We start from the raw sequence: 11437 nt of genomic DNA on the forward strand, positions 1-11437 counted from the left end.
AAACGAGAAGCGGCCGCTGGCAATCCGGCACGCTTACTCGCAGGCGACACCGTCCCCGCCGCGGTCGAGCTTCGGGAGTCGAGGAACAGAACCGCCCGATCCGGCGCTTAGGAATTATCGCGGATACTAGCTCTTTATCTGCGGCAGCCTATGGAACGAACTGGCGCGATGGATCTTTCGTGCGGGGTCGACTCGGTAATTAGTCTGCGGTAGCGCGGGAGGCTGCTCGATGGGGACCGACCAGGCGGTACTGCCGCCGGTGCCGCGCGATCCGATCCCGCCTACCCCGTCCCGGGTAGGCGGGATCGTGGATGCCATACGGATATTCCTCGGCACGGTGTCGGTGAAGAACATCCGCCGCGGTTACATCGTTGTGCTGAACCGAATGGAACGTGACTTCGGCAAGGACGCGAATGTGGCACTCTCAGCTATCGAAAGCGCTTAGCGCCGGATTGGGCTGATCTGTTCCTCGACCCCCTCGACCAACTCATGGATCCGAGGGATGCTCTCAATGAAGGCCCGGGCCGCCCCCAGGCACTTGCACTCTTGAGCGCGGTATTGGAACGGGAAGGGTTCGAAGTATTCCGAGGCGAGGATCAGCACTGCTACCTGCGGCACACCGGTACCAACTCCGTGTCGATGCCTGCCCCCAATCCGCACAGGCCACTGTCGCCGATCGAACTTTCTCGACGCGCGAACCTTGCTGCGTACCTTGACGTGTGCAGCGAGGATGAACTGATCGAAGATGTCCTCCTGCCCTTGTTCCGGCAGCTCGGCTTTCACCGCACCACTGCTGCCGGCCACAAGGACAAGGCGCTGGAGTATGGCAAGGACATCTGGATGCGGTACACGCTGCCAACACAGCATGTCATCTACTTCGGCCTCCAAGCCAAACGCGGCAAGATCGATTCCTCCGGTGTCACCCGGACCGGCAACGCGAACGTCGCTGAAATCCACAATCAGGTCCTGATGATGCTCGCCCACGAGATTTTCGATCCAGAGTCCAACAAGCGAGTCTTGGTCGATCACGCCTTGATCGTCGCGGGCGGCGAAATCACCAAACAGGACAGCTCTCAGACAGTCCTCAATCTTGGCGTGACTGTGTAGCGAGCTCGACATTGACCATGAACCCTGACAACTACCACTGACCGCCGACGACTACACCACCGCACTCGCGATCGTCGGAAAACTCGGCCACATCCGCGAGCGCTCTCGCCCCCGCATCGACCCCGAACCGTATTCGGGGGCATTGCTTGCAATGCCAGTAGTTCTGGAACTAACTAGCGTTCAGTACCCGCCGAGTTCACCGATGCACGGGCCATAAGCAGCAGAACCGCGACCCCACATGTAATGCCTGCCACGAAGGCGCCCGCGGCCACGCTGAAGCCCCAGGTCGGCCAGAGGCCACCCGCCATGATGAAGCCCAAGGCGATTACAGCCCTGAGGCCTTGCCGCGAGACTGCACGCCAAGTCTCACTGATATATCGCTTCACCAGGTACCTCCATCATCACCTGCACTTGAACTCATAGATCCCCTGGTTAAAAGGGGTTCCCCCAGTTGATCTCGAACTCCCCACCAGGACATATCCCACCATATTCCACCACGGTTGCTGAACCACTGCTGGAGTCCCCCTAGTGCGGCTGCCACAGCTCCGCAAGTCAGAACTGCCGTAGCCGCGCAAATCATCCCCCCCACCCGGCACCCAACCGGAATTTCGTCGTGATCTCGCCAGGGTTCGATGGAGCCGGTTCAGTCGTCACGATCCGGGGCGCCCCATCGACTTGACCGTAGTCCTTGACGATCAGGTCAGCCCGCTCACTGATCTCCGGAACGACACCGTCGTTCTCAAGTTCTTGCTGGACCTGACGGACCATTTCGGGGTCCGCGCCACCATCCTTCGAAACCGGTTCGTAGGCCTGAGCTACCGGCGGGCGCGACGATGCTTGTTGTGCCGGGCTGGCGCCCGCCACCGATGAACCTATGCCCAATACAAGTGCAGTCGTTGTCAGAACGACTGCGATTCGAGACAACCCACCGCTTACACGTTTCTTCACTGTCTTCACCTTTTTCACTGTGATCAGGTATTTCTCTCGTACATGTTCTTGTCGGAGCCTTCCAACCGAAACCAGCGCCACAACGCAGGGCGGCGGGACTCGTGTCCGGTTTATCCCATTCCCATAGATAGATAGCCTTTCGATACTCGAAGGAACACACTAGTTTGTATGTTTTTCGTGTGAGATTTGCGCATTCTTCGTGAGAGGCTAGCTGCGCAAACCAAATTGTGCGGCAAATTCGGCATATCGCTCGATCTACTGCCCCCGCCCGCGTCGTGGCCCGTATGCCTATACCAAGGTGGACCTCCGTAGTCCGGTCAACATGCCCCGTGCAGTCGATCGTGGTGGTCTTGATGGCCGGTTCCGGCTCCGATATCGCCGCCGAGAAGGTGGTCGCGGCCGTCCGCTGCGGCACGAACTAGTGCGGGACGCCGGTGAGTAGGTGATGGTCCTGGTCGAACGCGAGCAGGTGACCGGCACCATCTTGGTGACGATCGCCGACGGGCGGACGGCCGGTGGTGCACTCAAGACTCTGGCAGCGTGAAGAGCGCGAAACGCTCCAACCGTTGATTGTGGTGCTGCAAGGTTTCTCGATTGCCAGTTCCGGACCATCGTGGCACCCCTTTCGGGGTTGAAGCCTGGGTGTGATCCCGACGGCAGATGGCCTGAATCGCCCCTGCCGGCCGCGCGGCCTGTCGCCCGCCCGAGCGGGTCGCGCCCAGACCGTATTTAGGGGTCAAGGCGGCGCGCAGCGGTGCCGCGGCAGCACAGCTGTTGTTCGTTTTGGCGGTGGTCCGATGAGACGGTCGAGGTAGGAGACCCGGGCATCGGCGGGAGCAACCATCATCATCATCCTTGACAGAGAGCCCTGCCGCGCCTCGCACATCCCCGCCGGTTCGGTCAACTGTCCGCAGGCTGCGCAGGCTCGTTGCGGACAGGACGCCTGGGCCCACAATGCTCCCGAGAGTGTCCTGCGGTGCACAGCGACACAGGGTTTCCGACATTTGATTCTCGACTCGGGACATCCGTGAAGTGGGGAACTTGCCGGGACGAATGCGGTGTCTGCACACCGCCGGCCCCTAACACCCTCACCGTTGGCGTTTCCGGTCGCGCCGGCGCGGGGTTCGGGGCCGGCGGTGTGTCGTAGGTCGTCACCGGCGTCAGCCGCGCTCGTCTGAATCTTTGGTCGATGCGCCCTGGCGGTGTTGTCCCACCGTCAGGGCGCTTAGGCGTCGAGTGGCGTGGGCCTGTCTTGGTCAGTTTGAGGTGACGAGCTGATCGTCGTAGTCGATGTCGGATGCCCGCAGGTCGAATAGTGGTGGTTCGGTGAATCCTGCTGCCCGGGCGGCGGTGTCGAACTTTTCGTAGCGGCGCCACGCGGTCGAGGTGTGCACGGCCGGTGTGGAGGTTTGCGCGAGTGATTCCCAGGTCAGGGTCGGATCTGCGAGTCTGCGGCGTGCAGTGTCCTTGACGGGGTTCGGCAGATTGGATTGGGCGATGAACTGCTCGAGTTCGGCAAAGGGGTCCGGTTCGATTGCAGCCGGGGTCAATTCTTCGGCCCGAGTGTCAAAGATCTCCGCGACCTCGGTGCCGGCGGTGGCGGTGTCGGCATCCGTGTTGTCGCCGGATTCTGGGAGGTGCGCGCCCTCGGGCGCTTCCGCACAACCGTCCCCAGGTTCCACGGGAGCATGTTGCGCCGCTCCCCCGAACTCGACGTGCCCGCGCAATACGGGTTTGCGTTGCGCAACATTCTTTGCGTCGGGGTGCTCGGTCTTTGCGTCGGGCTGCTCGTCGCCGGCGCTGTGGGTGTCGATCTGCCTCTTGTAGTCGCTGTACGCGATTCCGGTGGCCTTGATGAGGATCCCGAGTCCGTGGGTGAACGCAAGGACGAGGGCGGGCGGGATGACAGCGATGGCCGCGGCGATAGCGGGGTCGAGTGGCATGTATCCCACCTCTCCCCCGTTCGCGAGCTGTGTGTGCGCCGCAAGCGCGTTGTGGAATGCGTGGTACGCGTTACCCAGGATGCTGATGACGACGACGGTGACCGCGAGAGCGATGTAGAAACCCTTGTCCCACCAACGCATTCTGAGTTTGGTCAAGATGACGATCGCAATGGTGGATCCGAAGATTGCACTGTCGACGATGACAGGGAAGATCCAGGCGAGATCCTCCGGGATGGTGGCTTGCCGTGCCAGGTCGCGTTGCACCGCGAAGGACAGGACGAACGCACCGGTGGTGATTCCGAGTGCGATCAGGATCGCCAGGAGCAGCGCCGCAATCAAAGCGCCTAACTGAACACGTGCAGCACGCAGATTAAAGTCGTCCATGATCGGGGTTTTCCTTCCTAATGGTTTTTCCCGGTCTGGAGCCTCGCCGGTTGTGCCCGGCGGGGCTTCTCGAGTGTGTGGATCGGCCACCTCTTGCGTCCCGGTGTGCATGGGTTCCCTCCTGGTGTTGCGTCGTCTATGCGCTGTCACGGATACGCGGCTGGTGGTTGAAGTGCCATGCCGCCGTGCGCGCTTCGTGCTGCGATGGGTAGGGCTGGAGGAGCGTGATGGTATTGCCGGCCGCGGTGCGTCGTGCAATATGCCAGGTCAGTCCTGCGCGGGGAGTCCAGCAAACGGTGACGACTGCCCTGTTGGGTGCGGGCGAGGCAAGCTCGGGTGAGGAATTCTCAGCGATCATCATTCGTTAATTCTAACGTATTTAATCGAATATAATCGCCGGTTTTATAATTATTTCTCACCTGATTATGCCTGTTGCGTCACTCTTTGCGACGGTGTTGGCGCAGTTTGCGTGCGGGTTTGCAGTGTTGCGTTGCGCCTGCAATGGCCGAGCGTGGGGGTGGTGGTCGATCTCGGAGGCTACCCAAGGGTTGAGGGCGGCGACCAGCCCACGACCACCACGATCCCGCAACCCCTCCCCTGCCGTCACCACCAACGGCGACTCGTGCGGCCGACCCGAGGAGGTCGACGCCGAGTTACGTATTCGGGGTGACTGCCCGCACATTAAATGCAACGTGACTATTGCGCGTGTCACGCTCTCATCTCCTTCTTTGCAACGTATATATCCGGGCACTAGCCCTTTGATGCAACGGGATCGCCTCGTTGCAACGGTCGCAAAATGCGTTTTGCTCGGGGTGTGTCAGCGGGGTCCGGGCTTGAGCCTGCCCGGGCGTTGGGGGAAGTGTTCGCCGTTGTTGTATTCCTGGCGGAGTTCGTTGACCAGTTTGAACACGGCGAGGTCTATCAGGCTGGTGAAGGTCCTCGGGGCGGTGGGGTCACCTTTGAGGGCTTCGACGGCATTGAGGGCGTCCTCGAGGATCGGAGTGGTGAAGGTGACGGACCTGGTGGTCGTGTCACGGCCACTGCCTGTGCCTTTCGGCCGGCCGATCTTCTTCTTGGGAGCTTCAGTGTCCGTGGCAGGCTCTGTAGCCTCGAGATCCTCGGTTTCCTCGCTGACCTGGGGTTCGCGGGCCTCGACGGGGATTCCAGGGTGGTTCGGGCGGCGGCGGCTGCTCAGGTTGGTGGCGCGAGGTTCGGGTCGTGCGGACATCGTTAGCTTGCCTTTCGGACGTTGTCGAGGATTTTTCGTAGGTGCTCGACGTAGGTGCGGTGCAGATTGGACGCCTTCGGGGTGTTCCACTCGTCGAGTCCGCGCCCGGCTTCCGTCGCTTCGGCGATCCAGGTTGCGCGGTGGATCGGCGGGTCGAGGATTGGTGCGTCGAGGCTTTTGCGCAGGTCGTTGCACCACCGGTCCATGCGGTTGGTGCGCTGCCAGCCGTTGATGATCGCACCGGCGATGACGAGCTGGGGGTTGGTGTACTCCACGACGATGTCGATGGTGTCGAGAAGCCGGTCCAGGCCGTCGAGTGCGAACTGCCCCGGCTCGGTGACGATGACGACTGCGTGAGCTGCGGTGAAGGCGTTGATGGGGAGCTGGTCGAGTGAGGGTGGGCAGTCGATGAGGATGAGGTCGTATTTGTCTGCCACCTCGGAAAGGGCGCGTTTGAGGCGGCTCTCGCGGCCGGCCTTCATGGTGACGAGAGATTGTGCGGCATCGGCGAGGTCGTCGCTGCCAGCGGGAACGACGTCGACTCCCTGCCAATCGCCGGGCACGGTGGCAGCGGCGATGGCGGTGTTCTTGGTTTTGTCGAGCACGGTCGCGAGGGACTGGGTGAGGCTGCCCTGGTGTTCGGGTGCAAGCGCCTTGGTGGCGTTGCCCTGAGGGTCTGCATCGACGACAAGGACACGCAAATCCAGTTCGGTGACCGCGGCCCGGGTGAGGTTGATGACGGACGTGGTTTTTCCGACGCCCCCCTTTTGGTTGGCGATTGCAAGGATCGTTGCGGACATTGCGAGTCCTTTCGTTGGTATGGAATCTACTTATTGCGGACGTGATTAACAACGTGCAACGCGGAGATAGGTGATTTTGCACAGTTTCATACGTTCGGATTTTGGTACCGGCGGGAGGTCAGGGCTGGTGCCCATTCGGTAGGGGATGCCCGGGGTGGACATCGACCTCGACGAACGGCCGAAGCCGCCCGGACCTGGGGGTACGTGGGCGAGGACTAGTGATCGGGAACCGGTGCGAGAGGTGTTCTCATTGCATTTGTTCGACAGTGATTAAAGGGGGGATATTGTTATTTGCAACTGGTTTATCCATTTTGCGTCGGGTTCGATTCAGGATGCGGCAGACCGTCTGGCACCGGCGCAGATCGGCGCAGGTGGGGCTCTGGGGCTTATTCCTCACCTGATTATGTTTGTTTTGCGGCACTCGTTGCGACGGTGTTTGCGCAGTTTGCGTCCCGGTTTGCGGGGTTGCGTTGCACCGGCATGCGGAGTCGGCTGGGTTTGCCGGGACCACGGCCGGTCACCCCGTCGAAAACGTCACCGACATGATCGAGTCCGGAGGTAAGTCGGGTACGGCACCCGAGTGGGCGGCAGAGCTGTTTGATCGTGGTCTCGTGATGGTTCGCCCGCAAATTTGGTAGATGTACGCGCCGCCCAGGCCGGCGGTGTCAGCGCGGTCTTGCACGCGGCCGCCGCCGAAGATGGCCTATTGGGCTAGTGCCAACCGATTCGTGGGCTACTTATTGCGGACGTGATTAACAACGCGCAAAGCGGAGATAGGTGATTTTGCACAGTTTCATACGTTCGGATTTTGGTACCGGCGGGAGGTCAGGGCTGGTGCCCATTCGGTAGGGGATGCCCTGGGTGGACATCGACCTCGACGAACTGCCGAAGCCGCCCGGACCTGGGGGTACGTGGGCGAGGACTAGTGATCGGGAACCGGTGCGAGAGGTGTTCTCATTGCATTTGTTCGACAGTGATTAAAGGGGGGATATTGTTATTTGCAACTGGTTTATCCATTTTGCGTCGGGTTCGATTCAGGATGCGGCAGCCCGTCTGGCACCGGCGCAGATCGGCGCAGGTGGGGCTCTCTGCAGTTCCCTTTGCGCCGACCAGACCGGCTTTTGCGCATGTTCGGCTTCGCGGCGGGGGCTCTGGGTCCGGGTGACGGCTCGGCGGCGATCAACACACCGTCAATAGACTTATTCCTCACCTGATTATGTTTGTTTTGCGGCACTCGTTGCGACGGTGTTTGCGCAGTTTGCGTCCCGGTTTGCGGGGTTGCACGGTACGACCACCCACCGGCCACCAGTGGGATGCGGCGGATCACGATGTGCGTCCCGGTCGTGTCTGCCCGCACCGGTCGCCGACGGCGCGGGCTGCCGCGCGGGCTGCGGCCCGGCCGGGCCCGTCGAGATCGGCCAGTGCCACCGCCCGTTTGCGTTGACCTTGCTCGAGCATCACCCTGGTGTGTTCGGCGGCGGCGGCCCGGGCCGAGGCTTCCTGATCGCGGGCGATGGCGTCGAGGACGTGCGGCGGGAAGTCCAGATCGGTCTTGCCGAGCAGCCACCGCAGGAATCGGATCGGATGCTCGGGGGTCAGTTCGCGGCCGAGGCGACGTGCTTCCTCGTCGAGGAGGGTGTTGAGGTCGGCGCCGGTGAAGCCGCGGCCCGCCGCCTCGGCCAGGACGGGCGCCCACTGGCCGACCGACAGTGGGCGTGCCCAGGCCGGTGTTCGGCGGTCACGGAGCCACTGAGCGGCCAGCAACTGCCCGCCCCGGTCGACCTGCGGACGCCCACGCCCCTTCGTCATGGCCAGGCGCCGCGAAGCGGCGGCATTTTCCACAGCTTTTCCTGTAAAGAGAACTCTCTTACAAGAGATAAGAGACCAAAAGATACCCAAAGTGGGATGGGGTGCCATTTGGTGTTGACCTGCGATGACGTTCCCGACGTTATCCACAGGGTGGGGGGGGTGCAGTGCCCACACCGATGCCCACCCTCTGCTGCGGTCACCGACGGCCCAGGAGGCGAGGCGTTCGGCCCTGGTGCGGATGCGGCCGGGGAGGATCTCGGTGGCCACCCGGAGCATCAGGAGTGCGGAGCGTGCTCGTTGCACGGTGCGCCGGCCCAGGCCGGTGCGGGCGGCGATGGTGTCGACGGCGAGTCGTGATCCCCGACCTGTTTGGAAGCTGGCGGCCGCGGCCATCGCCTGTGCCACGGCGAGGACGGCCTTCAGTGAGACTCCGCCGCCGGTCGCGGCGACGAGCAGGGGGCGGATCTGCGGGTACCGGGAGGTGAACACCGCCTTGACGACGACTTCGGTCCAGTGGTCGCTGCCCAGCCAGCAGGCGATCCCAGCGTAGGCGTCTTCCTCGAGTTCGAGGTGGATCGGTCCGGATGTTCGGCGGTCGACGAGTATGCCGGTGAGCGCGATCTGCTCTTGCCGGCTGCGGGCTCGGGTGAGCCTGCGCGCGAGGGTGCGTTCGGTGACGGTGCGTGCCACACCCCGACGCGGGGTGTGGGGCACCCCGGTCCGGTAACCGGACGCAAAACTGCGGGTTCGCGGGCGGTGAGTACACGCAATCGCATCGTTATCGACGACACACGTGGTATTGGATGACCGCGCACCGAGATGCGCGCTATCATGAGACCTGTCTGGCAAGACAGTCCCTTCTGGGAAACGCAGTGGAGAACGAGTTCATACCTCGTCTCACTCGAACTCGAAGACCCCCGACCCGCCAGGTCGGGGGTCTTCTACGTGCAAGCTACTGCTGACTGATATTGAGTTGCTGGGTTGCGCTCTCGACGATCAGGCAGTCAGCTGCAACACCCCCTCGCCGTCCTCACCAGCGACATCTCCCTCGGCGGTGTAGGTGCTGTTAAAGAACGGGGCTAGCACGTCAGCCTCGACCTCACCGTTCAGATCGGTGCGGCCGATGAGTGTCGCGAGCACGTCGGCTAGAAATTGCGACTCGGAGACCTCGTGTCCGAGAACCTGTTCGGCTGCGTGGCGGCGCCGAGTCAGTTCTGCGCGAACGACGAGCGGGACGCGCGTCATGATCGCCTCGCGGGGCCCCTTGCTAGGTAGCGGCACTGTTGTCCCCTTTCTCCGGGTTTATGATGCGCCTCGTATCTTGTTGCAAGAACGTGGGTGGACCTCGCCGACACGCCGCAGGAGCGACGTTGGATTTCTTTTTCGTCGTTTTTTTGCCACTTATTTGCCACTTCTTTGACAATATTACTACGCCGTCGCCGTTCGCTATTGTCGCGGTTCATGCCTATGTCGGTGCGCCGTCGGCAACTTCGGAGGATGGTCTGTCAATGCGTGTAGGGGTTCGCCGTACGAGCCGCGTGAAGGAGGTTCTGAGTAGGGTCCCTCTGACACCGCCGTGGACTGTTCAGGAGTTTTTGGTCTGGCTGGAGAAAGACTGTGGCCGCTCGATCCGTTTGGAGCGGTACGCGGAGTCCGCGGTGATCGGGGAAGGCCGCTGTGGTCTGCTTTTCGGGTCAGCGGACGAGTACACCATCATGTACGACCCCGACCGTAGTGAACGACTTCAGCGGCAGACGATCTTCCACGAGGTGGCCCACATTCTCTGTTCCCATGCTGGTGAGCCATTTCGTCCGACCGTCAGCCCTCTGACCACGGGGCTCGACCCAGCGGCGATCGAGTTCATCATGCGCCGCTCGAGCTTCGATTCCCCGACCGAGGCCGAGGCAGAGCTGGTCGGCACCAAACTGGCTGTACTGGCCCGGGGCAGCATCGGCGATACCGACCGGGGACACTTCAACCGCATCATCTCGACGGTTATCCAGTGAATGCAGCACCGCCCGCGGCCAGTGATCTGCTGATCAAAGAAGCGACCTCGATCCTTCCGCACACGCTCAGCGTCGCGCTGATCGCCACGATGGTGGCGGTCATCGCGACTCGCTCCGCATTCCTGACCGGCCGGCAGATGGATCGTCAGCTGACGTGGGCTTTGGCCTGGTGGATGCTGGCCGCGTTGCTGCGGGAGAGCTGGTTGCAGCAGATCCTGCTCTCCCACACCCCCCTGAACCTTGCAGACATACGTTTGATGACACACACGGCCGCCCTCGGCGCCGCCATTCCGTGTTTCCTCCTCGTCCGGTCGTGGGTGTACTTGGAGAAATTCCGGCCCCGCACGATCATGACCCTGTACGCCACCCTGGCTGCGCTCCTGGCGATTATGGCGTGGGTATCCGCTCCGGCCCGCCACTCCGATATCGCCGTCGAAGAGCTCGAGAACTGGCGGACAGGGCTCTACCACGTTCTGTACGGGACTCCCATGCCGATCGCGTACGCCTTCGTCATCGCCGCTTGCATCACGATCATCCGAACTGACCGCACGCGGCAGAACCTGCTCATCGCGGCGGCGGCCATCGTGTGCTGCGCCGTGGCGGGCGCAGATCACATCTCGCGGGTAGTCGGCGCGTTGATGCTGGCCGTCGGGTGGGAGAACTGGCTGACGGATGCTCGAGCGGAGGCCAACGACCTGCTGTTCCTTCCTGCCCTTGCCCTCATCTCACTGATCGCGGTCGTTCCGGTGGTCCCGGCGATCCGGACTCGTCTGAACAGGGATCCGTCATCGCGTGTTGCGCTCCGCCTACAACCGATGTGGCGAGTGCTCACGTCGGCCGTTCCCGACGTGATGCTCGGGTCGACAGAGGATCTGGCCGGCAACGAGCGTGAGCATCGGATGCGCATCGAGTGTGAAGATGCGCTTCTCCGCTTGCTCCCGTGGCTGCCGGCCCCCGGTCTCGATCCTGACGAATCACCTGCCGTGAGGGCAGCCGCGATCGCTGATGCCCTGGAAAGCTACGGGCTGACCACTGACCCGGTGAATCAGGGTGGGGTACAGGCACCTCCGCGGTGGCTCACCGATGAGGACGAATTTCTGCGCGTCGCCGACGCGTGGACAACCCTGAACCGCAGCGGCTGAAGCCGCTTGCCAGCTGAATTGGAGAGCCTGAACGTGCCGACTGCAACGATCCCGCATCCCCCGAAACGTG

The 11437-nt window shown here is 62.4% G+C and carries 11 protein-coding genes; 4 read left to right on the plus strand and 7 right to left on the minus strand.

Annotated elements, in window-relative coordinates; all coding sequences use genetic code 11:
• Nucleotides 1-229 precede the first annotated feature (229 nt).
• Both RM2_RS21865 and RM2_RS21870 read left to right on the plus strand, forming a co-directional pair.
• Complete coding sequence (locus tag RM2_RS21865) at nt 230-445, plus strand: hypothetical protein (RefSeq protein WP_072691602.1); 216 nt, start codon at nt 230-232, stop codon at nt 443-445.
• Between the two features lie 101 nt (nt 446-546).
• Nucleotides 547-1107 (plus strand): hypothetical protein, encoded by a 561-nt coding sequence (locus tag RM2_RS21870; protein ID WP_245814090.1) that lies wholly within the window; start codon nt 547-549, stop codon nt 1105-1107.
• 576 nt (nt 1108-1683) lie between these two features.
• Here the strand turns inward: RM2_RS21870 and RM2_RS24725 are convergent.
• From RM2_RS24725 to RM2_RS21905, 7 genes are all read right to left on the minus strand, one after another.
• A complete protein-coding gene (locus tag RM2_RS24725) occupies nt 1684-2136 on the minus strand; it encodes a hypothetical protein (protein WP_169846797.1) in 453 nt (150 codons plus the stop codon).
• A gap of 1175 nt (nt 2137-3311) precedes the next feature.
• On the minus strand, nt 3312-4382 hold the full coding sequence (locus RM2_RS21885; protein ID WP_072691605.1) for a DUF2637 domain-containing protein: 1071 nt from the start codon (nt 4380-4382) through the stop codon (nt 3312-3314).
• A gap of 136 nt (nt 4383-4518) precedes the next feature.
• The gene (locus RM2_RS24240; protein ID WP_139277889.1) at nt 4519-4743 is read right to left on the minus strand and encodes a hypothetical protein; all 225 of its coding nucleotides are present in this window, start codon (nt 4741-4743) and stop codon (nt 4519-4521) included.
• A gap of 456 nt (nt 4744-5199) precedes the next feature.
• Nucleotides 5200-5610 (minus strand): hypothetical protein, encoded by a 411-nt coding sequence (locus RM2_RS21890; RefSeq protein ID WP_072691606.1) that lies wholly within the window; start codon nt 5608-5610, stop codon nt 5200-5202.
• Between the two features lie 2 nt (nt 5611-5612).
• Nucleotides 5613-6410: a ParA family protein gene (locus tag RM2_RS21895; protein WP_072691607.1), complete on the minus strand. Its 798-nt coding sequence runs from the start codon at nt 6408-6410 to the stop codon at nt 5613-5615.
• 1323 nt (nt 6411-7733) lie between these two features.
• Nucleotides 7734-8933 carry a replication protein gene (locus tag RM2_RS21900; protein ID WP_139277890.1) on the minus strand — a complete coding sequence of 400 codons (1200 nt, stop codon included), beginning with the start codon at nt 8931-8933 and terminating at the stop codon, nt 7734-7736.
• A 282-nt stretch (nt 8934-9215) separates the two neighbouring features.
• Nucleotides 9216-9500, minus strand: a complete 285-nt coding sequence (locus RM2_RS21905; RefSeq protein WP_072691609.1) for a hypothetical protein — start codon at nt 9498-9500, stop codon at nt 9216-9218.
• An 89-nt stretch (nt 9501-9589) separates the two neighbouring features.
• Here RM2_RS21905 and RM2_RS21910 point away from each other — a divergent pair, with 89 nt between their 5' ends.
• Nucleotides 9590-10225, plus strand: a complete 636-nt coding sequence (locus tag RM2_RS21910) for a M78 family metallopeptidase domain-containing protein (protein ID WP_245814091.1) — start codon at nt 9590-9592, stop codon at nt 10223-10225.
• Entirely contained in the window at nt 10222-11367 is a 1146-nt protein-coding gene (locus RM2_RS21915; RefSeq protein WP_072691610.1) for a DUF6545 domain-containing protein, read from the plus strand. The genes RM2_RS21910 and RM2_RS21915 overlap by 4 nt, the downstream gene beginning before the upstream one ends.
• Nucleotides 11368-11437 lie beyond the last annotated feature (70 nt).

This window comes from Rhodococcus marinonascens NBRC 14363, assembly GCF_001894885.1.
GTDB lineage: Bacteria > Actinomycetota > Actinomycetes > Mycobacteriales > Mycobacteriaceae > Rhodococcus_F > Rhodococcus_F marinonascens.

What these genes read in the sequence shown, in the direction of transcription:
- RM2_RS21865 (WP_072691602.1), top strand. Translation starts at nt 230, where the DNA reads ATGGGGACCGACCAGGCGGTACTGCCGCCGGTGCCGCGCGATCCGATC.
- RM2_RS21885 (WP_072691605.1), bottom strand. Translation starts at nt 4,382, where the DNA reads ATGGACGACTTTAATCTGCGTGCTGCACGTGTTCAGTTAGGCGCTTTG.
- RM2_RS24240 (WP_139277889.1), bottom strand. Translation starts at nt 4,743, where the DNA reads ATGATGATCGCTGAGAATTCCTCACCCGAGCTTGCCTCGCCCGCACCC.
- RM2_RS21890 (WP_072691606.1), bottom strand. Translation starts at nt 5,610, where the DNA reads ATGTCCGCACGACCCGAACCTCGCGCCACCAACCTGAGCAGCCGCCGC.
- RM2_RS21895 (WP_072691607.1), bottom strand. Translation starts at nt 6,410, where the DNA reads ATGTCCGCAACGATCCTTGCAATCGCCAACCAAAAGGGGGGCGTCGGA.